General features: G+C 38.5%; 27 protein-coding genes. 12 read left to right on the forward strand and 15 right to left on the reverse strand.

Annotation, left to right across the window (positions count from 1 at the left end; all coding sequences use genetic code 11):
- Positions 1 to 336 precede the first annotated feature (336 nt).
- Complete coding sequence (locus ACIP9G_RS12450) at positions 337 to 900, reverse strand: DUF5366 family protein (protein ID WP_340822858.1); 564 nt, start codon at positions 898 to 900, stop codon at positions 337 to 339.
- 153 nt (positions 901 to 1,053) lie between these two features.
- On the opposite strand from ACIP9G_RS12450, the gene ACIP9G_RS12455 reads away from it, so the two are divergent.
- The 7 genes from ACIP9G_RS12455 to mnhG are packed head-to-tail and all read left to right on the forward strand — an operon-like array spanning position 1,054 to position 6,815.
- A complete protein-coding gene (locus ACIP9G_RS12455) occupies positions 1,054 to 3,471 on the forward strand; it encodes a Na+/H+ antiporter subunit A (RefSeq protein ID WP_401019686.1) in 2,418 nt (805 codons plus the stop codon).
- Positions 3,458 to 3,880, forward strand: a complete 423-nt coding sequence (locus ACIP9G_RS12460) for a Na(+)/H(+) antiporter subunit B (RefSeq protein WP_340822856.1) — start codon at positions 3,458 to 3,460, stop codon at positions 3,878 to 3,880. The genes ACIP9G_RS12455 and ACIP9G_RS12460 overlap by 14 nt, the downstream gene beginning before the upstream one ends.
- The gene (locus tag ACIP9G_RS12465) at positions 3,880 to 4,221 is read left to right on the forward strand and encodes a Na(+)/H(+) antiporter subunit C (protein WP_024364871.1); all 342 of its coding nucleotides are present in this window, start codon (positions 3,880 to 3,882) and stop codon (positions 4,219 to 4,221) included. Before ACIP9G_RS12460 ends, ACIP9G_RS12465 begins: the two co-directional genes overlap by 1 nt.
- On the forward strand, positions 4,214 to 5,701 hold the full coding sequence (locus tag ACIP9G_RS12470) for a Na+/H+ antiporter subunit D (protein WP_401019688.1): 1,488 nt from the start codon (positions 4,214 to 4,216) through the stop codon (positions 5,699 to 5,701). Before ACIP9G_RS12465 ends, ACIP9G_RS12470 begins: the two co-directional genes overlap by 8 nt.
- Before the next feature lie 4 nt (positions 5,702 to 5,705).
- Positions 5,706 to 6,185, forward strand: coding sequence for a Na+/H+ antiporter subunit E (locus ACIP9G_RS12475; RefSeq protein ID WP_340822852.1), 480 nt, complete (start codon positions 5,706 to 5,708; stop codon positions 6,183 to 6,185).
- Positions 6,182 to 6,463, forward strand: a complete 282-nt coding sequence (locus ACIP9G_RS12480; RefSeq protein ID WP_139860686.1) for a Na(+)/H(+) antiporter subunit F1 — start codon at positions 6,182 to 6,184, stop codon at positions 6,461 to 6,463. Before ACIP9G_RS12475 ends, ACIP9G_RS12480 begins: the two co-directional genes overlap by 4 nt.
- Positions 6,447 to 6,815 (forward strand): monovalent cation/H(+) antiporter subunit G, encoded by a 369-nt coding sequence (mnhG, locus tag ACIP9G_RS12485; RefSeq protein WP_340822851.1) that lies wholly within the window; start codon positions 6,447 to 6,449, stop codon positions 6,813 to 6,815. Before ACIP9G_RS12480 ends, mnhG begins: the two co-directional genes overlap by 17 nt.
- A gap of 231 nt (positions 6,816 to 7,046) precedes the next feature.
- Here the strand turns inward: mnhG and cysC are convergent, their stop codons facing one another.
- Genes cysC through ACIP9G_RS12505 form a run of 4 tightly spaced genes read right to left on the reverse strand, consistent with a single transcriptional unit; the run spans position 7,047 to position 10,597 of the window.
- Positions 7,047 to 7,640, reverse strand: coding sequence for an adenylyl-sulfate kinase (gene cysC / locus ACIP9G_RS12490; RefSeq protein WP_401019690.1), 594 nt, complete (start codon positions 7,638 to 7,640; stop codon positions 7,047 to 7,049).
- Entirely contained in the window at positions 7,637 to 8,776 is a 1,140-nt protein-coding gene (sat, locus tag ACIP9G_RS12495; RefSeq protein ID WP_401019693.1) for a sulfate adenylyltransferase, read from the reverse strand. The genes cysC and sat overlap by 4 nt, the downstream gene beginning before the upstream one ends.
- A 41-nt stretch (positions 8,777 to 8,817) precedes the next feature.
- Positions 8,818 to 9,879 (reverse strand): sulfate permease, encoded by a 1,062-nt coding sequence (locus tag ACIP9G_RS12500; protein ID WP_401020164.1) that lies wholly within the window; start codon positions 9,877 to 9,879, stop codon positions 8,818 to 8,820.
- Positions 9,880 to 9,895: 16 nt separating this feature from the next.
- Positions 9,896 to 10,597, reverse strand: coding sequence for a phosphoadenylyl-sulfate reductase (locus ACIP9G_RS12505; RefSeq protein ID WP_401019696.1), 702 nt, complete (start codon positions 10,595 to 10,597; stop codon positions 9,896 to 9,898).
- Positions 10,598 to 11,128: 531 nt separating this feature from the next.
- On the opposite strand from ACIP9G_RS12505, the gene ACIP9G_RS12510 reads away from it, so the two are divergent.
- Genes ACIP9G_RS12510 through ACIP9G_RS12525 form a run of 4 tightly spaced genes read left to right on the forward strand, consistent with a single transcriptional unit; the run spans position 11,129 to position 14,997 of the window.
- Entirely contained in the window at positions 11,129 to 12,181 is a 1,053-nt protein-coding gene (locus tag ACIP9G_RS12510; protein WP_340822843.1) for a sulfate ABC transporter substrate-binding protein, read from the forward strand.
- 11 nt (positions 12,182 to 12,192) lie between these two features.
- Positions 12,193 to 13,026, forward strand: coding sequence for a sulfate ABC transporter permease subunit CysT (gene cysT, locus ACIP9G_RS12515; protein WP_401019699.1), 834 nt, complete (start codon positions 12,193 to 12,195; stop codon positions 13,024 to 13,026).
- Between the two features lie 9 nt (positions 13,027 to 13,035).
- A complete protein-coding gene (cysW, locus tag ACIP9G_RS12520; protein WP_340822841.1) occupies positions 13,036 to 13,911 on the forward strand; it encodes a sulfate ABC transporter permease subunit CysW in 876 nt (291 codons plus the stop codon).
- A gap of 15 nt (positions 13,912 to 13,926) precedes the next feature.
- Positions 13,927 to 14,997, forward strand: coding sequence for a sulfate/molybdate ABC transporter ATP-binding protein (locus tag ACIP9G_RS12525; RefSeq protein WP_340822840.1), 1,071 nt, complete (start codon positions 13,927 to 13,929; stop codon positions 14,995 to 14,997).
- Between the two features lie 730 nt (positions 14,998 to 15,727).
- On the opposite strand, the gene cysI is transcribed toward ACIP9G_RS12525, so the two are convergent.
- The 7 genes from cysI to ACIP9G_RS12560 form a co-directional block, all read right to left on the reverse strand.
- Positions 15,728 to 17,446, reverse strand: a complete 1,719-nt coding sequence (cysI, locus tag ACIP9G_RS12530) for an assimilatory sulfite reductase (NADPH) hemoprotein subunit (RefSeq protein ID WP_401019703.1) — start codon at positions 17,444 to 17,446, stop codon at positions 15,728 to 15,730.
- A 16-nt stretch (positions 17,447 to 17,462) separates the two neighbouring features.
- Positions 17,463 to 19,250, reverse strand: coding sequence for an assimilatory sulfite reductase (NADPH) flavoprotein subunit (locus tag ACIP9G_RS12535; RefSeq protein WP_401019705.1), 1,788 nt, complete (start codon positions 19,248 to 19,250; stop codon positions 17,463 to 17,465).
- Between the two features lie 28 nt (positions 19,251 to 19,278).
- The gene (locus tag ACIP9G_RS12540) at positions 19,279 to 19,428 is read right to left on the reverse strand and encodes a DUF2292 domain-containing protein (RefSeq protein ID WP_340822835.1); all 150 of its coding nucleotides are present in this window, start codon (positions 19,426 to 19,428) and stop codon (positions 19,279 to 19,281) included.
- On the reverse strand, positions 19,428 to 20,177 hold the full coding sequence (locus tag ACIP9G_RS12545) for a sirohydrochlorin chelatase (protein WP_401019708.1): 750 nt from the start codon (positions 20,175 to 20,177) through the stop codon (positions 19,428 to 19,430). Before ACIP9G_RS12545 ends, ACIP9G_RS12540 begins: the two co-directional genes overlap by 1 nt.
- Before the next feature lie 12 nt (positions 20,178 to 20,189).
- The gene (gene cobA / locus ACIP9G_RS12550; protein WP_401019710.1) at positions 20,190 to 20,966 is read right to left on the reverse strand and encodes a uroporphyrinogen-III C-methyltransferase; all 777 of its coding nucleotides are present in this window, start codon (positions 20,964 to 20,966) and stop codon (positions 20,190 to 20,192) included.
- Positions 20,967 to 21,282: 316 nt separating this feature from the next.
- On the reverse strand, positions 21,283 to 21,489 hold the full coding sequence (locus ACIP9G_RS12555) for a uroporphyrin-III methyltransferase (protein ID WP_401019712.1): 207 nt from the start codon (positions 21,487 to 21,489) through the stop codon (positions 21,283 to 21,285).
- Positions 21,490 to 21,554: 65 nt separating this feature from the next.
- Positions 21,555 to 23,063 carry a leucyl aminopeptidase gene (locus ACIP9G_RS12560; RefSeq protein WP_401019714.1) on the reverse strand — a complete coding sequence of 503 codons (1,509 nt, stop codon included), beginning with the start codon at positions 23,061 to 23,063 and terminating at the stop codon, positions 21,555 to 21,557.
- A gap of 124 nt (positions 23,064 to 23,187) precedes the next feature.
- Here ACIP9G_RS12560 and ACIP9G_RS12565 point away from each other — a divergent pair, with 124 nt between their 5' ends.
- Positions 23,188 to 23,670 carry a divergent PAP2 family protein gene (locus ACIP9G_RS12565; protein WP_340822829.1) on the forward strand — a complete coding sequence of 161 codons (483 nt, stop codon included), beginning with the start codon at positions 23,188 to 23,190 and terminating at the stop codon, positions 23,668 to 23,670.
- Positions 23,671 to 23,733: 63 nt separating this feature from the next.
- Here the strand turns inward: ACIP9G_RS12565 and ACIP9G_RS12570 are convergent, their stop codons facing one another.
- From ACIP9G_RS12570 to ACIP9G_RS12580, 3 genes are all read right to left on the reverse strand, one after another.
- A complete protein-coding gene (locus ACIP9G_RS12570; RefSeq protein ID WP_340822828.1) occupies positions 23,734 to 24,063 on the reverse strand; it encodes a YuiB family protein in 330 nt (109 codons plus the stop codon).
- A 142-nt stretch (positions 24,064 to 24,205) separates the two neighbouring features.
- Positions 24,206 to 24,703: an NUDIX hydrolase gene (locus ACIP9G_RS12575; protein ID WP_340822827.1), complete on the reverse strand. Its 498-nt coding sequence runs from the start codon at positions 24,701 to 24,703 to the stop codon at positions 24,206 to 24,208.
- 356 nt (positions 24,704 to 25,059) lie between these two features.
- Positions 25,060 to 25,512 (reverse strand): MarR family winged helix-turn-helix transcriptional regulator, encoded by a 453-nt coding sequence (locus tag ACIP9G_RS12580; RefSeq protein ID WP_401012935.1) that lies wholly within the window; start codon positions 25,510 to 25,512, stop codon positions 25,060 to 25,062.
- Positions 25,513 to 25,646: the final 134 nt, after the last annotated feature.

Raw genomic sequence — 25,646 nt, forward strand, 5'->3', positions numbered from 1 at the left:
TAGCCGCAACCGTCGCTGTCGCGCGGTTTGTTGCGTCTTACTTTACGTGCGTTCCCGCAAGAGTCTAAGTGGGTTTTTCAATATATTACTGGCAGAATTCAGAATTGTTTGAGTGACTGGCACTTAGCAAAGACACCTAGCACACTGGCATCTTCTAAAACGTAAAAACCCACTCGCTTTCCGCGGGCACACTGTTAGCCGCAACCGTCGCTATCGTGCGATTTGTTGCGGCTTACTTTGCGTGCATTCCCGCAGGAGTCTACGTGGGTTTTTACTTAGTTATTAAAAATACATTACTGGCAGTATTCAGAATTGTTTGAGTGACTGGCACTGACTTTATTTTGCAAAAGGTAGACTTGCCAGTACACCGTTATACAATTTTAAAATCACATAAACTAATAACGAAAATAATATTGTCCACATGAAAAGTTCAAATATTAGTAATCCAATCGTGCCACCCATGGACATAAAAAGGCTCATTTTATAAATAAGATAAATGAAATAGATAAAAATCGTTAAAACGAATATACCTGCTAATGCATAAATGGATTGAATAGCAAAGACAGAACACATAGCTCCAATAAATAGAATGACATAGCCTCCACGCGCTTGGCTTACTGCTGCACCTTCATTATCTTTTGAAAAAAATAACATACCTAGTTCATGAATTGTTTCACCAACTAATTTAAGCGCAGAAATTGCCATAAAAAAAATAACCGCAAATACAACTAGCAATAATACACGTAATTCAAAATCCGATAAAAATTCACGCATTCCTGAATAAACACCGATTGCTTGAAATAATTGTAATGCTTCGCCTACTGCATACATGCCGAACGTTAAACTAAACAATAAAATTGTAATTAATGGTAAATAACCATATATGTAAGGGTTCCTCATAAAAATTTTTTTCCTCTGTTTTTTTTGATAACTTCCTATTTATAATATAGCTAAAATTCTCCTGCTATCCAAGCTAAATCCTGTTAGTCCAAATGCATTCCCTACGAAAGTACGTTATAATTATTACACTTACCTGCATAAAGGAGGATTTTTTTGTTACAAGTACTCTATATTTTCATCCCGATGCTTGCTGCAATATTTGTGCCTTTTATATATAAAAGCGTAAAAAATATTCATACAGGCTGGTTTGTTCTGGCAGTACCTGCAACACTCGCCGTTATTTATGCTACTTATATAGCGAGAGTTGCCCAAGGAGAAGTGTTTTATGATGGAATACCTTGGATTCCATCGCTCGATATTTCTTTCGTATCATATTTGGATGGACTTAGCTTACTATTTTCGTTACTCATTACAGGAATTGGCTCACTCGTTGTGCTTTACTCCATTTTTTACTTAGATAAACATAAAGAAAAACTACATAATTTTTATGTTTACTTATTATTGTTTATGACCGCAATGCTCGGTGTTGTACAATCTGATCATTTAATTACTTTGTACTTCTTCTGGGAGTTAACGTCGATTTCATCATTCCTACTTATTGGTTATTGGTACACACGTGATGCTTCTCGCTTCGGTGCACTAAAATCAATGATGATTACAGTCTTCGGCGGCTTAATGATGTTAGGAGGATTTATCCTACTTTATTTAATGGGTGGAACATATTCAATTCGTGAACTTATAGCAATGGCACCAAACCTAGTGCAACATCCATTGTTCACATGGGCACTCGTTTTATTACTCCTAGGGGCATTTACAAAATCTGCACAATTCCCATTCTACATTTGGTTACCTGATGCAATGGAAGCACCGACACCAGTCAGCGCATATTTACACTCTGCAACAATGGTAAAAGCAGGGATTTACTTAGTGGCTCGCTTTACACCAATTTTTGCAGCTTCTGAGCTATGGGTATGGCTTGTTACAGGAGTAGGTCTGTTAACGCTATTCTGGGGTTCGTTCTTTGCATTAAAGCAAACCGATTTAAAAGGAATTCTAGCGTTTTCTACTGTCAGTCAGCTTGGATTAATTATGTCACTACTAGGCGCTGGGGCAGTTGCATTTCATGTAAACGGTGCAGCTGATTCAGTGTTTAAATATGCGGCATTTGCAGCCATTTTCCACCTTATTAACCACGCAACATTTAAAGGTAGCTTATTTATGATTGCAGGGATTATCGACCATGAAACAGGTACTCGTGATATCCGTAAACTTGGGGGATTAATGAGCATTATGCCTCTTAGCTTTACAGTGGCGGCAATTGGCAGCTTCTCAATGTCAGGATTACCTCCATTTAATGGTTTCCTAAGTAAGGAAATGTTTTTAACTGCTATGTTAGCACTTCAAAATTTCGAATTTTTTGGTTTTGATACATGGGGCGTTCTTTTCCCTATCGTTGCTTGGGTAGCGAGTATTTTTACGTTTATTTATAGTTTCTACTTTGTATTTAGAACATTTACAGGAAAATATAAACCAGAGCTTTACGCTCATAAACCACATGAGGCTCCTATTGGTATGCTAATATCACCGATGATTTTAGCATCATTAGTAGTCGTTATTTTCTTCATTCCTAATATAATTGGGGATACGTTTGTAAAGCCTGCAGTACAAGCCATTCAGCCGTTTTTATATGATGTTCCTAAAGATATCAATATTCACGTGGCAGCCTGGCATGGAGGTCTAACACCGGAGTTAATCATGACTATCGGCATTGTCATTATAGGCGTCTTATTATTTGTTGCTTTACCTAAATGGCAAGGCATCTATAAACTATTCCCGCGTGCTCTTACGCTCAATAATGCCTATGACAAAACAATGCTTGGTTTAGATGTCGGATTAAATCGTGTATCACGTCTTTATATGACTGGTTCTATGCGTCACTATCTACTGTATATGTTTAGTGCTATTGCTGTTATTTCAATTGGGACGTTATTTGCCAAGGATGCCTTTTCAATATCCTTTGAAGGCGCAGCCCCAATTCGATCTTACCAATTAATTTTAATAGTTGTATTAATTATTGGCACAACGATTACTATTTTTGCGAAGTCACGTCTTACAGCAATCATTGGACTTGGTTCTGTCGGATACACTGTTGCATTATTTTTCGTAATTTTTAATGCACCTGATTTAGCTTTAACACAGCTAGTTATTGAAACTATTTCTGTCGCATTATTTTTATTGGCGTTTTACCATCTTCCGAAGCTTGGAAAACGTGAAGAACGCATGCGCTTTCAGTTGAATCGTGCGGTTATTTCAATCGCAGTTGGTGTGATGGTGACGCTTATAGCCTTATCGGCACATTCTCAAAAGCTTGTCCCGACTATCTCAAAATATTACGAAGAAACCGTCTATTCATTAGCAGGTGGCGGGAACATTGTAAATGTTATTTTAGTAGACTATCGTGGCTTTGATACATTATTTGAAATTACAGTGTTAGGTATTGCTGGAATGGCAATTTTAGCAATGATCAAGCTGCGTATGAATAGAAAGGAGAAATCGCATGAAAACAAATGATGTGATAATACAATTCACAGCTAAAATTGTATTCTTCATTATTTTCTTCTTCTCCATTCATATTTTTTTAGCTGGTCATTATACACCAGGTGGAGGCTTTGTAGGAGGACTTTTAACATCGAGTGCCATCGTGCTCTTAGTACTTGCCTTTGATTTAAACACTGTACGCAATGTTTTACCGATCAACTATACGTATTTAACTGCAACGGGCTTATTATTGGCACTTGCAACAGCGGCATTCCCTATGTTTTTAGGGAAACCTTTTTTCACACATTTCTTTGATTATTTCGAACTACCGCTTCTAGGTAAGCAATCCTTACACACTGCAATGCTTTTTGACAGCGGTGTTTACTTGGTTGTTGTTGGCGTTACGATGACCATTATTCAAACGATTGGAGAGGATGAATAATGGAAATAATTATGGCGTTTGTCATTGGCTTTTTGTTTATGGCAGCGGTTTATTTAATATTATCGAAAAGCTTATTACGTATTATTATCGGTACTGGGCTTCTAAGCCACGGTGCACATTTACTCATTTTAACAATGGGTGGACTTACAGGGGAGGCTCCTCCTGTTTTAAAAGAAGGTGCCAAAACGTTTGCTGACCCTTTACCACAAGCTTTAATTTTAACCGCTATTGTTATTAGCTTTGGGGTAACGGCTTTCTTCCTAGTACTTGCATATCGCTCATATCAGGAGCTAGAGACAGATGATATTAGCTTAATGAGAGGAAGTGATGAGGATGAATAACTTCCTTTTACTACCAATCATCATTCCGTTCTTCTTCGGCATGATTTTAATGTTTGGGCAGAAAAATTTAAAATATCAGCGCACGTTTGCTTTACTAGGCATTCTACTCGCTTTCATATCAGCCGTTTCACTTTTATTGAAAGTAAAAAATGACGGTCTGCAGAAAGTTACATTCGGAGATTGGCCCGTACCATATGGTATTACAATGGTTTCGGATATGATGTCTGCACTGTTAGTAACGACAACATTACTCATTGCATTCTTCGTTGTTTGGTACGGCTTTGGTTCTATTACAAAGGAGCGTGAACGCTTTTTCTATTATCCTGGTATTATGTTTATTTTAACAGGTGTGAATGGCGCATTTACGACAGGGGATATTTTTAACTTATTCGTATTCTTTGAAGTATTATTAATGGCGTCCTATTTACTAATTGTACTAGGTGGAGAAAAAGGACAACTTAAAGGCTCCATTAAATATATTTTAATTAATGTCATATCTTCAGCATTGTTTGTAATTACAGTAGCTTTCCTATACTCAGTTGTAGGCACACTGAATATGGCAGACATTGCGGTGAAAATTAGCGAGATTAATCAGCCAGGTATCATAACCGTTATTGCTGTGCTGTTTTTAATGGTATTTGGTTTAAAAGCGGCGATATTCCCGCTTTACTTCTGGCTTCCAACTTCTTATGCAGCTGCACCGATTCCTGTGTTGACACTATTTGGTGCACTTCTAACAAAAGTTGGCGTTTACGCGATTACTCGCACATACACACTATTTTTCGTACATGATTTATCGTATACACATCATTTGCTGATGATACTAGCAATTGGAACGATTATTGCAGGCTGTATCGGGGCACTTGCCTATTTCGATGTCAAACTCATTATTATCTATAACATTGTTATTGCAGTAGGTGTCATTTTATTTGGTGTATCTCAAATGAATGAAGTGGCGTTAAAGGGTGCGATGTTCTACTTAATCCATGACATGCTTATAAAGGCAGCCCTCTTTATGTTGATTGGTATTGTAATCTACATTACAGGCACATCAGATTTACGGAAAATGGGCGGACTTATGAAAAAGTACCCTGTGCTAGGCTGGTTTTATTTAATAGCTGCCTTCGGTTTAGCAGGGATTCCCCCACTTAGTGGTTTTGTTGGAAAGCTGTTAATAGTTCAAGGCGGCTTTGAGGCTGGTAGCATGTGGAGTAGTATCTTTATTTTAGCCTCATCTTTACTTGTGCTACTTTCTGTTATTCGTATTTTCCTTTATGCCTTCTGGGGAGAGGAAAAAGCGACAACGGGTACTGTCGATAAAAAAGTATACACTACCCTTTTCGTACCAACTGTCATATTGGTGCTTATTACAGTAGCATACGGTGTTGGTTCAGAGTGGATAACACCATTTATGGATGATGCTGCGAAACTATTAAATGACCCATCTATTTATATAGATGCTGTAATGAAGGAGGATTAGAGCTATGGCATTTCAAATTATTTTAAACTTTGCTCTTGCCTTCGTTTGGATGTTTCTTTCATCTAACTATACAGCAACAGGCTTTATAGTAGGCTTCATTCTCGGTATTATATTGCTCGTGATTATGAGAAGATTCTTTTTTAAACGTCTCTATGTTTTCCGTATATGGGCAATTATTAAACTTACTGTGCTCTTCTTTAAGGAGTTAATATTAGCAAATATTCAAGTACTGAAAGTTGTGTTAAAGCCTAAGCTAGATATGCAACCTGCCTTCTTTGCTTACCCTACTGTCCTAAAAGAAGATTGGGAAATTACATTATTATCGAGTCTCATTACTTTAACACCAGGAACCGTTGTCGTTCATGTATCGGACGATGCAAAAACATTGTTTGTCCATGCTATTGATATTAGTGATGTAGACGATGCCATTGCATCCATTCGTGATTCTTTTGAAAAAGCCATTTTGGAGGTGAGTAAATCATGATGACGTTTATTATTGCAGCGATCGTAGTGATTTGCTTATCAATGATCGCCGTGATTTTCCGTATGGTGAAAGGGCCATCCGCGTCCGATCGCGTCGTAGCACTAGATTCCTTAGGAGTGTCACTAATTTCATTAATCGCTTTATTTTCAATTTTAGTGGAAACGAGCTTCTTTTTAGAAATTGTATTATTGTTAGCGATTTTATCGTTCATCGGTACAGTTGCTTTCTCTAAATTCATAGAGAAAGGAGATATCATTAAACGTGACAATTCTCGCTAATACTATAGTTATTCTGTTCATTTCTATCGGGGTACTATTTATCGTCGTAACAGCTATTGGGCTAATTCGATTACCTGATTTGTATACACGTGCACATGCCGCTTCTAAAAGTGCAACACTCGGTGTTATGTGTGTATTGATTGGCGTATTCTTTCACTTTTGGCTTATCGAGGATCATTTTAACCCTCGTATTTTACTCGGTATATTGTTTCTCTTTATTACAGGCCCTGTCGGTGGACATATCATGACCCGTTCATCCTATATAGCAGGTGTTAAACCTTGGAAGGGAACAGTACGTGACGAGCTAGGTCCTGAAATTGATAAAATGAAAAAAGAACAAGGTATCAAATAAGAGGCTGAGACAAAAATAAAAAGTGTTAGATTGACTGCAATCAATCTAACACTTTTTTGTTATGCCGTTGATGTTCGCTACAGGTTGCTTTCCGCAGGTTTACTGGCGATTCACTGGCTTTTACGGGCAATTTCTCTAGTTTTACGGGCGATTCAAAGGCCTTTTCGGGCGATTTCCCCTGTTTTACCGGCGATTCAGGGACTTTTACTGGCGATTTCTCCTGTTCCTGTTTTAAATATAGCCTTTTTCCGTTAAAAACGTCGTTAACTGCTCGACACATTCCTCAATAGAGTAGCGTTCCGTGTCCAAAATAAATTCTGGATGTTCAGGTTCTTCGTATGGCGCACTAATACCTGTAAAATTGGCAATTTCCGCATTGCGTGCTTTTTTATAAAGACCTTTTGGATCACGCTGTTCACATGTTTCTACAGAGCATCTCACATACACTTCTAAAAATTCTCCCTCTTCCACTAGCTTACGAACAACTTGGCGATCTTCTCTATAAGGTGAAATAAATGCCGTGAGCACAATTTGACCGCCTTCCACAAAAAGCTTGGAAACTTCCCCGATACGCCTTATATTTTCCTTACGGCTTACTTCGTCAAAGCCTAAATCATTATTTAACCCATGTCGTACATTATCGCCGTCCAGTACGAATGCCTGGTTCCCTCGTTCAAATAGGCCACGGGCAAGGGCATTTGCTACGGATGATTTCCCTGAAGCTGATAGCCCTGTAAACCATAAAATAAAGCTTTGATGTTTATTTTGAGTGCGGCGTTCTTCTTTTGTAATGGATGACTCATGCCAAACGATATTGGAACTCATTTTAACACCTCCTCACGCATGCCTTTAATAAGTACATCGACAACCTCTTTACGGCTAAATGTACTTGGAGGAACTTCCCCATTCCGAAGCATTTCCCGCACTTTCGTACCGGATAAAATAACATGTGATGCACTATCATGCGGGCATGTTTTTGTTGTAGCCATACCTTCACATTTAGTGCAATAGAAACTATGTTCAAACTTTAAAGGAACAATACCAAGTTCATCTTCTGTAAATTGTTCAAAGATTTTTTGAGCATCGTATGTTCCATAATAATCACCTACCCCTGCGTGATCACGTCCTACAATAAAATGGGTGCAGCCGTAATTTTTTCGCACAAGTGCATGGAAAATGGCTTCTTTTGGCCCTGCATAACGCATTGCTGCTGGAAAGACACCTAATTGCACACGATTTTGAGGATAGTAATTTTCTAAAAGAACCTTATAGCTCTCCATGCGTATACCTGCCGATACATCATCTGACTTCGTTTCGCCTACTAACGGATTTAAAAATAAGCCATCGATTGTTTCTAATGCCGCCTTTTGGATATATTCATGTGCACGATGAACAGGATTACGTGTTTGAAAGCCCACAATTGTTTGCCATCCCTTTTCCTTAAACAACTGACGTGTCTCCTTTGGATCAAATGAATAAGTAGGGAATTTTTGCTCAAGACGCTTTATTAATGTAATTTTACCTCCAACATATATCGCCTGCCGCTCATGGAGCTTTTTCACACCAGGATGTGCTAAATCCTGTGTACCGTAAATGAGTAGTGCCTCTTTTAGTTTATCTGGCTCATATATATCAGTGATATCGATGACACCATAAATTTCGTTGCCATATACTAATTTCGCTTCATCCCCTGGCTGTAATGTTGCTGCGACTTCGTTGTTAACAGGAAGTGTAATAGGAATACTCCATACAATTCCAGAGGCTAACCTTGTATGTTCAACGACAGATTCATAATCACTTTTAGTTAAAAAACCATCGATTGGGCTATATCCACCGATTGCAATTAACTCTAAATCACTTAACGCAATTGCATCCAATTCAATCTCCTTTTTAATATGTACTACCGATTTCTGTGGATTATAGGCTTGCACTAAAGCACCGCCATGTGGTTGTAGCGTCATTTATATTCCTCCTAAATTAATTCGAATAGTATGTTTTATCATTAAATACCTTCACCAGCATCGTAAATTGATCGTTCCTCTTCACGCATTGTTCTCATTAAACTAATCGCACCAAGCGTTCCGATTATGACGCTTCCCATTATTACGATGGCATATAAATCTTTCTTCATAAATAACTGAATGAGACTATAAGAAATCGCTAATGAAAAAATAGGTGAAACAAGCCAAATACACATAATTTTTTTGACGATATGTTTATGAAAAATTTGTTTTCCGCTTTTCGCCATTCCTATACCAATGATAGAGGAGGACGTTACTTGCGTTAACGGTACGGGTAATCCAAACAGCGAACTGATTCCAACAAGCAATGCACCTGTACTTGAAATTAGAATGCCCTCAGCTTTCTCGAAACGTACAATTTTTTTCCCATTCGTTTCGAGTACGCGTTTTCCTAATAGCATCGCTCCTATCGCAACAAATGCACCCCCAAGCCAAATGCCATTTGAGACAGTTATCATCCCAGCACCAACAAGTGGGCCAACTGCATTAGCAACATTGTTCATACCTGCTGAGAAGGCTTCAAAAAATCCTGCAAGCACGAGTAGCACTGTTAACAACGGATGGTTTGCTAATAATCCCTTTCCTTGAAATTTATTTAGTACCTTACCAAATACGAGAGCAATGACAAATGCTATTAGCGGAACGATTACCCAAAAGGACATAATGACAAGCAATGATTTAACATATAGCACGCGATAGGCAATTCCTACACCGACTACTGCCCCTACGGTTACTTCACTTGTCGATAATGGAATGCCTAATAGATTGGCAAGAAACAATGAGCTTGTGGCAGAAATTAATATAATCACGACGATTTTCACCGTAATATACTCTTGTGGCATAATTCCTGAGCTTATTGTCTTTACAACTTCCCCACCACCTAGAATCGCGCCTGCAAAAACCCCTACTGCACAAATTAGTAGTGCATGCCAAGCTTTTTTAATTGCCCCCGCTCCGTAGGCTACACCCATTGAAGCGGCTGCTCCACTTGCACCAATATTCATTGCAAAAAATAAACTAATGGCTATTGCAATATATTCCAGCATAATTTAAACGCCCCTATTCATGTAGCCCACATTCAGTTTTAGCAGATCCTTGCCATCTGCCTGCGCGTAGGTCATCCATTGTAAAGGCTGGTTGTGTACAGTGTTCACAGCCAATGCTCGGATAGCCTTGATCGTGTAACGGATTGTAAGTTAAATCATGCTTTGAAACATAACGCCATACATCTTTCCACGACCAATGAATGAGCGGACAAATTTTAATCGACTTAAATTTATCATCACGATTGATAAAATTCGTCTGCTGTCGTGTCGGGGATTGTTCCCTGCGCAAACCTGAAATCCAAGCTGTAGCTCCTGATAATGCCTCATGTAATGGCTTAATTTTTCGAATATCGCAGCACTTATTAGGGTTGGACTTCCATAATTCATCTCCATATTGAGCCTTTTGTTCATCAAGTGTAAGCTTAGGTTTCTGCAAGATTATATTAAGCTGTGGATATTTTTGCTTTACACGTTCAATCGTTTCATATGTTTCTTTAAAATGGACATCTGTGTCTAAAAAAACGATAGTAGCGTTTGGCTTAACCTTTGAGATGAGATCGATTAATACAATTCCCTCTATACCAAAGCTACAGGCATAAACGATGTTATCGCCATATTGTGCATAGCTCCATTGTAAAACCTCTAGTGCACCTTTAAAGGATTCATCCACTCCAAAATTAACCGTTGGCTCCTGCCAAGTTGCATACGTTAACATGTAATCCCCCTCGAAACATTTTCAGATATAGCAAAAGGCGTTTTAACAACAGACACAACAATTGCATTGTGCCTTCGTTAAAACGCCTCTAGTTTGACTAGCCAGCTTTTATGGATGATTGTAAACTAGTAATCTTGTACCTCATTTAGCAATCATACTTCTTATTACCAAATATATACTAAATTACACCTAGTAGTCAACTAGGTTTTATAAAAAATCTAAACTTCTTTCAGCAGTATCATTTTATTTCCCATTTGAATGTCACGCTCATCATTTACAAATAATTTTATTCAAATAATTTGTCTTTTGCTACTCACCGTCTGCACATCGGTTAATTGTCTGAAAAAAAACAGAAATTTTTCATAATTCCTTGTTGACTAATAGGAAATATATGTTTAATGTGGTACTAAGCTAATTAAAAATAAAAAAATGCTGATCAGAGGATCTGAAGGCCATCTACTCAAAATGTGTTTGTACACGTTTTTGAGAGATGGTCTTTTGTGTTCTTTTGAGAAAAAGGGGAGATTTTTGATGAAAAAAAGAAAGCATATTTTTCAATCATTTGTACTCTTATCTGGCTTAACTTTAATGTTAACAGGATGTAATAGCACATCCACAGACAACGATACAAGTACGGAAGACACAAAAAAGTCAGTTGAGCTACTAAATGTTTCTTATGATCCAACGCGGGAGCTTTATGATGAATTTAATAAAGACTTTATCGCAAAGTGGAAAGACGAAACAGGTCAAGATGTGAAGATTCATCAATCACATGGTGGCTCTGGTAAACAAGGGCGAGCGGTCATTGATGGTCAAGAAGCCGATGTTGTGACACTAGCACTTGCCTATGATATTGATGAAATCGCCCAAGCTCGCGATCTGCTAAATAAAGACTGGCAAACTGAATTTGAAAATAATTCTACACCCTACACTTCTACAATTGTCTTTTTAGTACGAAAAGGCAATCCAAAAGCTATACAAGACTGGAGTGATTTAACAAAAGACGATGTATCAGTCATCACACCAAACCCAAAAACTTCAGGTGGTGCACGTTGGAATTACTTAGCTGCATGGGGGTTTGCTGCAAAGTTGTATAACAATGACGAGAAGCAAATAAAGGATTTTATGAAGGCGTTGTATAGCAATGTAGAGGTACTTGATTCTGGGGCTCGCGGCGCTACGACGACGTTTGTTGAACGGAAAATAGGTGATGTGTTAATTGCTTGGGAAAATGAAGCTTATTTATCACTCAATGAATTAGGGGAAGATGAATTTGAAATCGTTACACCTTCATTGAGTATTTTAGCAGAGCCTCCTGTTGCAATTGTTGACAAAATTGTAGATAAAAAAGGGACGCGCGAAGTGGCAGAAGCATACTTACAACATTTATATAGCGATATTGGGCAAGAAATTGCTGCAAAAAACTACTATCGACCACGCAATGAAGAAATATTAGCAAAATACCAAGATCAATTTCCAAAGCTTGAGCTCATTTCAATTGATGACTTTGGCGGTTGGGCAGAAGCACAGTCCAAGCATTTTAAAGACGGTGGCACGTTCGATGAAATTTACGTTCCACAATAAGGAGGCATATGATGAGTAGCCTAACATTAAAAAAGAAGCCGGCACGAGTTATTCCCGGCTTCCATCTTTCTCTTGGTTATACAATGCTATACGTTAGTTTGCTTGTGCTCTTGCCTTTAGCAATGATTTTTATTCAGACGATGTCCTTGAGTTGGGCTGAATTCGTGACAATTATAACCGATCCACGTGCAGTTGCCTCCTATAAGCTCAGTTTCGGCACAGCACTAGCTGCTGGTTTACTTAATGTTGTCTTTGGCACCATTATCGCTTGGGTACTCGTGCGTTACCATTTTCCGTTTAAGCGCATCATTGACGGTCTTGTAGATTTACCATTTGCTTTACCTACAGCAGTAGCAGGAATTGCTTTAACATCTCTTTATGCCCCGAATGGTTGGATAGGTCAATTTTTCGATTTTAAAATCGCTTTTACACCACTTGGTATCATTATTGCACTAACCTTTATTGGACTTCCATTTGTAGTGCGCACCGTGCAACCTGTTTTACAAAACATTAGTACTGAAGTCGAAGAAGCCTCAGCAAGTCTTGGAGCAACAAGGCTCCAAACAGTCATAAAAATTATTTTCCCTGAACTAGCACCTGCCATTTTAACAGGCTTTTCGTTAGCCTTTGCACGTGCCCTAGGGGAATATGGATCAGTTGTCTTTATTGCTGGGAATATGCCGATGAAGACGGAAATTACACCATTAATCATTATGACAAAGCTTGAACAATATGACTATGCAGGCGCTACTTCTATTGCTGCCGTCATGCTTATTACATCATTTGTCTTATTGTTCACCATTAATTTAATACAGTGGCTAGCAAATCGTCGCTTTGTACATTAGGAGGTATTTATGGATCAGTCTACGGTAATCGAACCAATTGCTCCTGAATCACACATTGCAACGGCAAAGCCCGCTGCCCTACAGGAGCCTCGTATTGTTCGTTATGTATTAACATTTATTGCGCTTGCTTTTTTAGCATGTTTTATCGTTCTTCCTCTCGTATCAATTTTTATAACAGCCTTTCAAAAAGGAGCAGACGTCTATTTTGACGCAATTACCCATCCAGATGCATTAGCTGCTATAAAATTAACCTTAACAGTAGTGGCAATCGCAGTTCCTTTAAATGCAATCTTCGGCATTATGGCAGCTTGGACACTAACGAAATTTAACTATAAAGGGAAAAATCTATTACTTACAGTGATTGACCTACCTTTTGCTGTGTCACCAGTTATCGCAGGTTTAGTGTTTATATTGCTATTCGGTGCACAAGGTCTGTTTGGGAACTGGCTATTTGCCAACGATATTAAAATTGTTTTTGCTTTGCCGGGCATTGTACTTGCTACTATTTTTGTCACATTGCCCTTTGTAGCAAGAGAGCTCGTGCCATTAATGCAGGCACAAGGGACATCAGAAGAAGAGGCCTCTATTTCTCTCGGGGCTAATGGCTTTAAAACCTTTTGGTATGTCACATTACCCAATATTAAATGGGGATTATTTTATGGTTTGATATTATGTAATGCTCGTGCAATTGGCGAATTCGGAGCTGTTTCTGTCGTATCGGGTCATATTCGTGGTATGACGAATACAATGCCGCTTCATATCGAAATTTTATACAATGAATATCAATTTTCAGCAGCCTTTGCTGTTGCGTCATTGATGAGTGTGCTAGCTATTATTACGCTTATTATAAAAGATATTGTTGCTTGGAAATCAAAATCAGTTTAAAGGGGGTATACTTGCTTGAGTATACAAATACAAAATGTATCAAAGAAATTCGGTTCCTTTCAAGCACTGCAAGATGTATCCATTGATATTCAATCTGGTGAATTGGTAGCACTGCTTGGTCCATCTGGCTCTGGCAAAACGTCTTTACTTCGTGTAATTGCAGGACTCGAAGCCTCCGATGTTGGCGAAATATTATTTGACGGTCAAACGATTACGAATCGTCATCCGAAGGAACGAAACGTAGGCTTTGTTTTCCAACATTATGCGCTTTTTCGCCATATGACTGTTTTTGATAATGTAGCTTATGGCCTGAAAGTACGGCCACGTAAAACAAGACCATCCAAAGCAGAAATAACCGATAAAGTAATGACATTACTACGACTTGTTAAACTAGAAAATTTCTCGGATCGTTATCCAACTCAGCTATCTGGTGGGCAACGTCAACGTGTCGCACTCGCTCGCGCTCTCGCTGTCGAACCTAAAGTACTTTTATTAGATGAACCATTCGGTGCACTCGATGCTAAAGTGCGTAAGGAATTACGGCGGTGGTTGCGAAAGCTACATGATGATTTTCAAATAACGAGTATTTTTGTGACGCATGACCAAGAGGAAGCGCTTGATGTGGCTGATCGAATTGTCGTGATGAACAACGGTAAAATTGAGCAAATTGGCAGTCCAGATGAAGTTTACACCCACCCTAAAAGTCCATTTGTCTATGATTTCTTAGGTAATGTCAACCTCTTCAAAGGGCGTTTACATAACGGAAAGCTGACACATGGAGAATTTGCCATTGATGTGCCAGACACGCATGCTCATACACAGGACGATGCTGTAGGCTACGTTCGCCCACACGATATACAAATTGAAAAAACAGCGGTGTCAGGCACTGTTCCTGCTCAAATAAGCCATATACATTTGCTAGGACCAATTGTACAAATTGAACTGCGCCGTCTTGATATTGATGAATTTTTAGAGGCAGAGCTGACAAAAGATCAGTTTACAAATCTTCAACTAAAAGTAGGCGACAATGTATTTGTACGACCAAAGCAATTAAAAGTATTTATTCCAGAAGATTTTTCTATTTAAAAAAAGAAGGCACGGTTAAAATTTAAGAATAAAAATATGTTCGCTAATTTTGCTATTTCACTATGTTAAACTTAGCAATTCTTTCTTTTGCAAGATTAATAAATTAGCAGCGTGTACTAGTTGTTGGTAGCGAAGGCGGTGACTCCTGCGGGAACACACGCAACGTAAGACACAACAAGCCGCGCTTTAGCGAGGGTTGCGGCTTACGTGTGTGCCCGCGGAAAGCACTGACGGAGCAGACAACAACGGCATAGCTTAATAGTTGGTAGATTGTCTAGAATCAGCAATTCTTTCTTTTGCAAAAATAATAAATTAGCAGCGTGTACTAGTTGTTGGTAGCGAAGGCGGTGACTCCTGCGGGAACACACGCAGCGTAAGACACAACAAACCGCGCGTTAGCGAGGGTTGTGGCTTACGTGTGTGCCCGCGGAAAGCACTGACGGAGCAGACAACAACGGCATAGCTTAATAGTTGGTAGATTGTCTAGAATCAGCAATTCTTTCTTTTGCAAAAATAATAAATTAGCAGCGTGTACTAGTTGTTGGTAGCGAAGGCGGTGACTCCTGCGGGAACACACGCAGCGTAAGACACAACAAACCGCGCGTTAGCGAGGGTTGTGGCTTACGTGTGTGCCCGCGGAAAGCACCGCCGGAGCGGACAACAACGGCATACATAAAAAGTGTTAGATTGATGGTAGTCAATCTAACACTTTTTCTACTTTGCATATATTTTAGTTATGAAATTCTCGTCCATCAAAGACTGCTATTACATAGCCCGCACGAATAACAAAGTCTCCGAAATGCTCACCATCTAAACGGTCCTTTGCAAAATGCAAAAGAATTGGACGTAACTCCGCTAAAATTTCTTCTTCCCCAATATTTTCACGATAAATTTTATTCAAACGATTACCTGTAAAGCTAGCGCCAAGATACATATTGTACTTACCTGGACCTTTGCCGATAAAGCCTATTTCGCCCATTGCTGCACGTGAGCAGCCATTTGGACAACCAGACATACGAATAACAATTTCGGTGTCATGTAAACCAGCTTCATCAATAATCGTATCAATTTTCGTAATGAGTGAAGGTAAATAACGCTCTGCCTCTGCCATTGCTAAACCACAAGTAGGTAACGATACACAAGCAATTGAATTGCGGCGCAGTGCTGAGTAATGCGCACCATCTGTTAACTTATACTGTTCAATAAGTGCAGCTATTTGTTTCTTCTTCTGTTGCGATACATTGCTAATCATTAAGTTTTGATTTGGTGTTAAACGAAAATCTCCGCTATGCACTTTGGCAATTTCTCGTAAACCAGTTAACAGCTCGTAATCCTCAAAATCTTTAATTCGCCCATTTTGAATAAATAATGTGTAATGCCAATTGCCATCAGCACCTTTGATCCATCCAAATTCATCACCAGTACGTTCAAATGTAAATGGACGTTCCTCTTGTAGTTCCCATCCTAAACGACGATGTAATTCTGCTTTAAACCAGTCGAGTCCTCGCGCATCAATTGTATATTTAAAACGTGCATTTTTACGAACTGAACGATTACCATAGTCACGCTGAATCGTAATAATTTTCTCCGACGTTTCAAGCAATTTGTCAGGTGTAATAAAGCCAATAATACGAGCAAGCTGTGGATATGTTTCATGGTCACCATGCGACATTCCCATGCCTCCTCCAACAGCTACATTAAAGCCCACTAGCTGGTCTTCTTCAATGATTGCAATTAAACCGATATCTTGGGAATAAACATCGACATCATTGCTTGGTGGAATTGCCATACCGATTTTAAATTTACGCGGTAAATATTGTGCACCGTAAATAGGCTCAATTTCTTCCTCTTGGCTATCTACTACTTTTTCACCATCAAGCCATAGCTCGTGATAGGCACGAGTTCTTGGCAATAAATGCTCACTTAACTTTGCTGACCAATTGTAAATTTCCTCATGTAATGACGATTGGTTCGGATTGACATTACACATCACATTTCGATTCACATCCCCACATGCAGCGAGTGAATCTAACAGAACATCATTAATTTCTTGCATATATTTTTTGACATTCCATTTCAAAATGCCATGTACTTGGAATGCCTGACGTGTCGTTAATTTTAATGAGCCATTGCCATATTTTCTTGCCATGTCATCCATCACAAGCCACTGTGCAGGTGTTGCAGCCCCACCAGGTGTTCTTACTCGCACCATAAACTGATACGCTGGTTCTAGCTTTTGACGCTGTCGTTCATTTCGCAAATCTCTGTCATCCTGTAAGTAACTTCCGTGGAATTTCATTAATCTATTATCATCCTCAGGAATTCCTGAGCTTAATGGATCATTCATAGTCCGTTCAAGTGTCCCACGTAAGTAATTACTATCGCTTTTAATACGTTCTACATCACTAGGTGTCCCAGGTTGTGGAGGTAAAATAATTTTTCCAGTCATCTTTTTCGCTCCTTTACTAATAAACGTCACGTTGGTAGCGTTTTTGCTGTTTCAAATCATTGATATAAGCTTTCGCTTCCTCAGGCGTTTTGTTCCCATGCTGCTCAATAATGTGACGGATTGTTTGATCAACATCAGCAGCCATCGATTTTTTATCGCCACATACGTAAATAACAGCCCCTTGCTCAAGCCATTCATAAAATGCTTGTGCCTTTTCCTCGATTTTATGTTGGACATATATTTTTTTATCTGTATCACGAGAAAAGGCTATATCCATTTGAGCTAATGTTCCTGAGGCAAGCCAACGCTGCCAATCTGTTTGATAAAGGAAATCCGTCATAAAATGCTGATCGCCAAAAATTAACCAAGATTTCCCCTCTATACCTAATTCCTCTCGCTCCTCTAAAAATGCACGATATGGCGCAACTCCTGTACCAGCGCCAATCATAATAATTGGTGTGTCTGCTTGTTCTGGTAATCTAAAGTTCGGGTTTTTATGAACATAAATCGGCAATGTATCACCAATATTGACGCGCCCTGCAACACTACCGGAACACACCCCAAAACGCACTCGGCCATTCGTTTCATAGCTTACTTTTCCTATTGTTAAATGGACTTCATCACTATTTGCTAATTGGCTACTTGCAATGGAATAAAGTCTAACTGGTATTTTGCGAAGAAGGTCAACAAATTGTTGAGCATCCCAAGTAAATGGAGCAAAATCTTCAGCGATATCTACTAAATCCCGTCCTCTTGCATAGTCCTTCCAAGCTGTAGAACTTTCACATAGCTTCGCAAATTCTTTATGCACCGTAAATGCGCTAATTTTTTGTAAAAGAGGCTTTGATAAAACCGTAATTTCCAACTTTTTCCGAAGCGCATCTTTTAATTGCATTGCCTCATCAGATACAGTTACTTGTGCCTGTGGATTAAACTGTAATGCTGTTATTAATGCATGCACTAATGTTTCATCATTTTCTGGAAGAATACCAATGCTATCTCCAGGCTGAAATTGAAAATTCGCTCCTTCAATTGATAACTCGATATGACGCGTTTCTTTTTCAGAGCCACGACCATTTAAATTGATGTTTTCCAATACTTCAGCATAATACGGATTTTTACGGGAATATGTAGCATCTCCTTCTAATATTTGCGTTTGCTCCGTTTTAATCGCTGTATCTGTATGCTCTAATAATGCCTGTTGAACATCCGTAAACCATTTGGCAGCAGGTTCATCGTAATCAACATCACAGTCTGTTCGTGGAACAATACGTGTTGCGCCTAACTTTTCAAATTGCGCGTCAAAATCCTGACCTGTTTTACAGAAAAATTCATATGAGCTATCGCCTAATGCCAATACGGAAAAGTGCAGATGCTCAAGTTTGGGTGCACGTTTACTGTGTAAAAATTCATAAAATTGAATTGCTTGATCGGGTGGTTCCCCTTCACCATGCGTACTTACTACGAGCAATAGATTCGTTATTTTCTTTAAATTATTCGGCTTAAACTTCGCTAAAGATGTAACTGTTACCTCAACATCATTGGCTTTTAACGCAGCTGCATATTTTTCAGCTAAGCCTTGGCTATTTCCTGTTTGTGAACCATATAACAGTGTTACTGATTTCGTTGTTGGGACAACTGACAATTTTGCTTCTTCTACTACGTTTGTATCAATGGTTGCTAGTAGCGCACTTAAGTAACCATTTAACCAAATTTTTTGTTCTCCTGTTAAATTAGGTAGAAGCTCATTTAAAAGTTTCACCTGCTCCTCATTAAAAGGACTGTTAATTACTTGCAGTTTCAAACTATGCCACCTCACGTATAATTTAAAATTATCTAAGTCGTATTTTTTCTTTTTTTTCAATTTGTACAACGTAAAAATTTTGTACAATTAATGTAATCGAACCATGGTTAACTGTATTTAAAATTTGTCGGACATTATCTAATGCTAGATTGATATTTTCTTCTCTCTTATCTACCATTACGAAAAACACCCTTCCTCCAAATAATTTAGTTGTACTAATTGAACGATACGTTCCACTAATACTTTCCTTACATTATCGTCATAGCCCAAGCTATTACATAAAATCATGTTGTTTTCCTCATATCCTTGCAATTGCTTGGCAATACTTTGACGTAAAATGCCTGTAAACAATAAATACGGCACGATAAATACACGATGATTGAATTGTTGCCTTTGCTTTATCCAACCTTCCAAGCTAGGACCCGCTCCGTATAAAAAGCATGTATCGACTGCTACATAACTATATTTTTCACGTAATCTTAACGCAATTTTAGCTAAATCCTCTTTAACTGCTGGATCACTACTGCCACGACCAATGAGTAATACGCTTGCATTGTTAGCATAAAGCTCTGTTTCTAAAATTCGCGTTTGTAGTGTGTCAATTAATAGCTCATGTACTCCGAGTGGCTCCCCGTATGTAAAGCGTACTGTTGGGTATCGCTTTTTTGCCTTTTCAATCTCCTGAGGGATATCGTGCTTCGCATGCTGGGCAGCTAACAAAAGAATCGGCATAATTGCAATGGCTGTAGCCCCTTGGCGTACGCAATTTTCAATACCTTGTGCAATCGTTGGCTGGGCTAGCTCTAAAAAACAAATTTCCTGAATCGGTAAATCAATGTCCTGTTGCACTCGCTGTAAAAATGCAACTGCTTGCTCTACACCAGCCTTTACCCGACTACCATGTGCCACATATAAAATAGCCTGCATCAAAACACTTCCCTATACTGAAATTTCTTTTAAAGGCATTTTAGGACAAGTTTCCTCAAACCATTGAATTTTTTCCCGTAATGTCACCACTTCACCAATTACAATCATGCTTGGATTTTGAATATTTTCTTGCTGTGCAACATCCACAATATTCGCTAATGTTCCAATGACAGTTTTTTGTTGCTGACATGTTCCCCAATGAATAAGTGCGACAGGCGTTTGCTCGTCACGTCCGTATTTTATTAACTGCTGTTGGATATAAGGTAAATTTCCAACCCCCATATAAATCGCAAGCGTATCTATTCCTTTAGCAAGACTTTCCCATTGAATAGCATCATCTTTTCCCTCTCGCATATGACCTGTGACCATTGCGAAGCTTGAACTTAAATCCCGATGTGTAACAGGAATACCCGCATATGCTGGCGCGGCTATTCCAGAGGTGATCCCAGGTACGATTTCAAATGGAATATGATGTTGTGCAAGCACTTCTGCTTCCTCAGCACCTCTGCCAAAAACGAATGGGTCACCCCCTTTTAACCTTGTGACAATAAAGCCTTGCTGTGCATAGCTTACAAGGGAATGATTAATATGATCCTGAATCATGGCATGTCGATTTGGTAACTTTCCACAAAATATCAACTTGGCACTTTTTTTCGCATACGTTAATAAGTCCTTATTAATCAGTCTGTCGTATAAGATGACATCCGCCTGTTCAATGCAGCGTAATCCTCTTAGCGTAATCAAATCAATATCGCCCGGACCGGCTCCTACAATGTAAACTTTCCCCATGTCATGGCACTCCTTTCTATCGATAAAAAAAGAGACTCATACTATCCATAGGCAAAGCAATGCCTGTGAATAATAAGAGCCTCTAGTTTGCTAGTCAGCTTCCATTTTTAATTCTTAGTAATATAATAAGAATAATAAATAATTTAGTATATTCTGTCAACAGTTGTTTTATTCCTTTTAAAAATGCTAACCGTTTAAACGGAGCAATGAAAGGTAACAATGCAAAAAAAATATGCAAGGAGCGTGTACTCCTTGCATACTTTTTATTTTTGGGTCAAGCCACAAGCTGAACTTTTGTTCGTTCATAGAAATCAAATTAGTATGGTCTAAACCGTGGATATGGTCTACGTGGACCGAAATATGGACCTGGTGGATATGGACGATAGTACGGATAATTCGGGTAGTAGGGATATTGGTTGAATTGTGATCCAAGTAAACTTCCTAAAAAACCACCAAAAAACGGCCCGCCAATTGGCCAAAAGCCTCCTCCAAAGCCTCCAGGATATCCTCCGAAATTTCGCATAGGCTTCCTCCCTTCTTCTCTATCGTATGAAGGGAGATACATATCCCGCGAGTCCTTTGCCTACTCTATTTTTCTTCACCTAAACGTTGCACAAAGTTTGCTAATGTACGCACCATGACACCCGTACCACCTTTTGGTCCTAAATCATGTGCAGCTCCTGTATCCGATGTACCTGCAATATCTAAATGAATCCAAGGTAAATCACCAACAAATTCGCCTACGAAGCCACCACCGAAAATCATATGACCATCGCGACCAGGAGAGTTGTTCAAATCTGCAACATCTGATTTACGAATTCGTTTCTTATCACTTTCTGTTAAAGGCATACGCCATACAAACTCATCTGTCTCTTGTGCTGCTTCCATGAAACTAGCATAGAATTCGTCATCATTAGAAAGTGCACCCGTTTTATCTAGACCAAGTGCTGTAATAACACCGCCTGTTAAAGTAGCAACGTCAATAAGTGCAGTTGCTCCTTGTTGTTTAGCATATGTAGTAGCATCTGCCAATACTAAACGTCCTTCAGCATCAGTATTTAAAATCTCAACCGTTTTACCACTATACGTTGTAATTACATCATCAGGTTTAAAGGCTGTATCAGAAACCATATTATCAGTAGAGCCAATAACTGCAACTACGTTTTTATTAGGGCGTAATTCACCGATAATTTTCATAGCACCGAGCACTGCTGCTGCACCGCCCATATCGCCCTTCATACCAACCATCGAATCTTTAGGTTTTAATGAATAACCACCCGTATCATACGTAACGCCTTTACCCACAAGACCAATTGGATCAGCGAAATCTTCTGTTGCTTTATATTTTAACGTGATTAAACGAGGTTCTTCATATGAACCTTGATTGACACTTAAAATACCGCCCATACCAAGTTCCTCTAGTTGAGCTTTATCTAAAATTTCCACTTCAAAATCATAGTCGATTGCGAGGGACTGTGCATAATTTGCTAAGTCTGTTGCAGTTAATAGATTTGGTGGTAGATTAATTAAGCTACGTGCCTCGTTAACTGCATCTGCATAAATAATACCGACTTCAAAACTAGCCACAACCTCATCTAAATCCTCAGCAGTAGTCACTAAATTTACTGCTTCAATACGTTTATCTACTTCATTTGAAGTTGTTTTATAATGAGGAATAGAATAATAGCCTAGCGTTGTTCCTTCACCCGCTAAAAACGCAACATCATCTACAGTTATAGCTTCTGTTGTAAATGATTCAAGCCAAATTGAATAGTCTTTTACTTTTAAAGCTTTAAGCTCTTTACCGACTAATCCAAATGCAGCACGTAAGTCACCTTCTGTTAAGTTTTTACGCTCATCTAAGCCTACAAATAAAATACGTTTTAAATTGTCATGTTCCTTCACGAATGGCAATTTCGTAATCGATTTTAGTTCAGTCGATACATCGCCTGCACTAAGCCAAGCATTTAGTGATTCTCCGTAAAATGCTGAAAAACTTGCCCAATCTTGCATTTGTTCACGATGTTTTGTAACCCCTACAACTAATAATTCTGTAGAAATCGATTCAAATGTTTTTGCTTCTTTAACAATATGCATAATTATTCCTCCATTCAATATTTCTATTATACCTAACTTTCAAAAAAGCGCGTAATATTTAGCTATTTCTTCTTTTAGAAAATAATGAATGTTATAATAAAAGCAATTATAAGTGAAGGTTGTGATGAATTTGGCGATACTTCAAAATACCCCTCTACTCGTCGCCCTCTTTTCTGTTCTCTTTGCACAGTTTGTAAAAATTCCTATACATTTTTTAATGACAAGACAAATAAAATGGGGCCTATTTACATCCACTGGAGGAATGCCTAGCTCTCACTCTGCTTCTGTTACGGGGTTAACAACATCAATAGCGTATGAAACAGGTTTAGATTCACCTGTTTTTGCTATAGCCGCAATGTTTTCGTTCATTGTTATGTATGATGCAAGTGGTGTTCGTTTCCAAGCAGGGCAACACGCAGTTGTATTAAATCAACTTCGCAAAGATTTTCAGACGTTGCTACGTGATATTAAAGATTGGCCACAGATGGATGGGCAGGAAAAAATGGAAGAGTTGAAAACTTTGCTTGGTCATAAGCGTAGTGAGGTGTTTTTCGGAGCATTAACAGGCATCTTTATCGCTATCATAACCTATCAATTCATTCAATAAAAAAAGAGTTGGTTCACATCCACGAACCAGCTCCTTTTATATATCCATTTTGTCTTTTTAACGTTAAAACATCCGATATCCACTTTTTCTTAAATAAATCATAACAATTCCTGCTACAATTGCCCCTGCAAAGCCACCGGATAAAATAGAAATATCTACTACTTGTAACGCTTGCAATTTATCTAACAGCGCTGGGAAGGCTGAACCAGGTTTAAAAATATAATCTAAAAAGCTTACATCATCAACAATAAAGACAACTACAATTGGATATACAACTGCCATTAACCAAGTCATCCGCAGTAACATATTCAATAGAAATCCGATACCAAAAAACATGACGAAAAATAACACAATTGAAATGATTAACTGCACGATTGAAACTGAACCACCCATGTATGTATAACCTCCGTTTTCCTCTCATTAGTTTACATGATTATGAGAGTGCTTTCAATGAACATATCCTTCATTTCGCATGTTCGTCATATTTTAGTAAAAAACCAACTTCTAGTAAAAGTAGCCTGCTATTATCATCATATTATTTTTTAAAAAATAATCGATAGGAGGAGTAACCGAACACGTCACCTGGATTGATGCCATCAATTGCATCTAATTGATGCTGTTCAAATTGATTAGACACCATTTCCTTTAACATAACAGATGTCATTTCATCTTGTGCCAGCTCACTAGGATACAGCCATTTGGCCTCTAATATTTCATTTTCTTGAATAAAGAGCTGTTGTTGTTCATCCTTCATCTTGCAATAAAAAATAGCCATGTTATCACTAATTTCACCACGAATAACACCTGTACGAAAGCCGATTAAACCCGAAACATAACAATCGATGCCAGTTTCTTCTTTCAATTCTCGAACAACTGCCTCATCAACTGTTTCTCCTGCATTAACAAAACCGGCTGGTAATGACCAGCGTCCTTTTAAACCACTATAAGCCTTTTTTACAACGAGCCATTGCCCAATTTCATTGACAGTGCAACCTGCAACGCCTAACCAAACTTTGCCACGATCTTTTTTCATAACCATTCACCTCTATGTCCATATTATAGCTTTTTCATTTCTATTCTTAGAAGCAATAATTTATAAAAAAAGTATGCGTAGATGGGAAAAGTTGAATTCAAAAACTGTAGATGACTACTATTGTTGATTTCCGCTTCAGGCGGTGCATTCTTCGGACACATTGTAAATAGCAATCCTCGCTAACGCACGAGATGCACGCGTCTTACATTTTGTGCTGTTCCCACAGGAGTCACCCCCCATCGCTACAATCGACTGGATAGGTAATAAGATAAAAGGAATCAAGAATAAACTTCTTGATTCCTTTTATCGACAATTCGAAGAATTAAGAAATAGTCATTGTTAAAAACTACTCGTTGTTATGCCTCTAACTGCTCAATACTCCAATTAAGTTGTAATATATTTTTTAATTTCGTTACTGATTCTTCTCCAATTGTGCGAACCAATTGTTGTTCAATTTCCGCTTTGTTACGTTCGTTTTGTTCATAGCAAACTTCGCCGAAATTTGTCATTCGGATCACTTTGTGTTTTTTACTATGCTCAGCATTGCTCACCTCTACCAAGCCTTTTGCTTCTAAACTTTTTATAAATTTGTGAGTAGCCTGACGGGAAAAATCGACAACTTTCGTTACCTCTGAAATAGTAGGTTGGTTTTTATATATTTTACTTAAAATATGCCATTCTGAGTTAGATATATGGATTGTATTATATTTATTCCATTTCTCTTCAGCAAGTCGTCGAAGTATTTCATGACGTTCGCTCAACAAATCAATGACATCTCGATTTTGCAATTCGTCCTTCAACTCGTTCACCTTCATTCCATAATTTCGTAATTACTATACAAAAAAACGACCCAGTCGTCAACTAAGTTGACAAAAGTTCTTTTATTGTTTACAATTAATTTAGTCAACCAAGTTGACAATAATGTTTGATGGAGGGATTATAC

It is taken from the genome of Lysinibacillus sp. NPDC093197, assembly GCF_044754025.1.
GTDB lineage: Bacteria > Bacillota > Bacilli > Bacillales_A > Planococcaceae > Lysinibacillus.

Bases quoted from the DNA above. Each gene is read 5' to 3' on its own strand.
- ACIP9G_RS12450 (WP_340822858.1), bottom strand. From the start codon at position 900: ATGAGGAACCCTTACATATATGGTTATTTACCATTAATTACAATTTTA.
- ACIP9G_RS12460 (WP_340822856.1), top strand. From the start codon at position 3,458: ATGAAAACAAATGATGTGATAATACAATTCACAGCTAAAATTGTATTC.
- ACIP9G_RS12465 (WP_024364871.1), top strand. From the start codon at position 3,880: ATGGAAATAATTATGGCGTTTGTCATTGGCTTTTTGTTTATGGCAGCG.
- ACIP9G_RS12470 (WP_401019688.1), top strand. From the start codon at position 4,214: ATGAATAACTTCCTTTTACTACCAATCATCATTCCGTTCTTCTTCGGC.
- ACIP9G_RS12475 (WP_340822852.1), top strand. From the start codon at position 5,706: ATGGCATTTCAAATTATTTTAAACTTTGCTCTTGCCTTCGTTTGGATG.
- ACIP9G_RS12480 (WP_139860686.1), top strand. From the start codon at position 6,182: ATGATGACGTTTATTATTGCAGCGATCGTAGTGATTTGCTTATCAATG.
- cysC (WP_401019690.1), bottom strand. From the start codon at position 7,640: ATGAGTTCCAATATCGTTTGGCATGAGTCATCCATTACAAAAGAAGAA.
- sat (WP_401019693.1), bottom strand. From the start codon at position 8,776: ATGACGCTACAACCACATGGCGGTGCTTTAGTGCAAGCCTATAATCCA.
- ACIP9G_RS12505 (WP_401019696.1), bottom strand. From the start codon at position 10,597: ATGTTAACGTATGCAACTTGGCAGGAGCCAACGGTTAATTTTGGAGTG.
- ACIP9G_RS12510 (WP_340822843.1), top strand. From the start codon at position 11,129: ATGAAAAAAAGAAAGCATATTTTTCAATCATTTGTACTCTTATCTGGC.
- cysT (WP_401019699.1), top strand. From the start codon at position 12,193: ATGAGTAGCCTAACATTAAAAAAGAAGCCGGCACGAGTTATTCCCGGC.
- cysW (WP_340822841.1), top strand. From the start codon at position 13,036: ATGGATCAGTCTACGGTAATCGAACCAATTGCTCCTGAATCACACATT.
- cysI (WP_401019703.1), bottom strand. From the start codon at position 17,446: ATGACTGGAAAAATTATTTTACCTCCACAACCTGGGACACCTAGTGAT.
- ACIP9G_RS12540 (WP_340822835.1), bottom strand. From the start codon at position 19,428: ATGGTAGATAAGAGAGAAGAAAATATCAATCTAGCATTAGATAATGTC.
- ACIP9G_RS12545 (WP_401019708.1), bottom strand. From the start codon at position 20,177: ATGCAGGCTATTTTATATGTGGCACATGGTAGTCGGGTAAAGGCTGGT.
- cobA (WP_401019710.1), bottom strand. From the start codon at position 20,966: ATGGGGAAAGTTTACATTGTAGGAGCCGGTCCGGGCGATATTGATTTG.
- ACIP9G_RS12555 (WP_401019712.1), bottom strand. From the start codon at position 21,489: ATGCGAAATTTCGGAGGATATCCTGGAGGCTTTGGAGGAGGCTTTTGG.
- ACIP9G_RS12560 (WP_401019714.1), bottom strand. From the start codon at position 23,063: ATGCATATTGTTAAAGAAGCAAAAACATTTGAATCGATTTCTACAGAA.
- ACIP9G_RS12565 (WP_340822829.1), top strand. From the start codon at position 23,188: ATGAATTTGGCGATACTTCAAAATACCCCTCTACTCGTCGCCCTCTTT.
- ACIP9G_RS12570 (WP_340822828.1), bottom strand. From the start codon at position 24,063: ATGGGTGGTTCAGTTTCAATCGTGCAGTTAATCATTTCAATTGTGTTA.
- ACIP9G_RS12575 (WP_340822827.1), bottom strand. From the start codon at position 24,703: ATGAAAAAAGATCGTGGCAAAGTTTGGTTAGGCGTTGCAGGTTGCACT.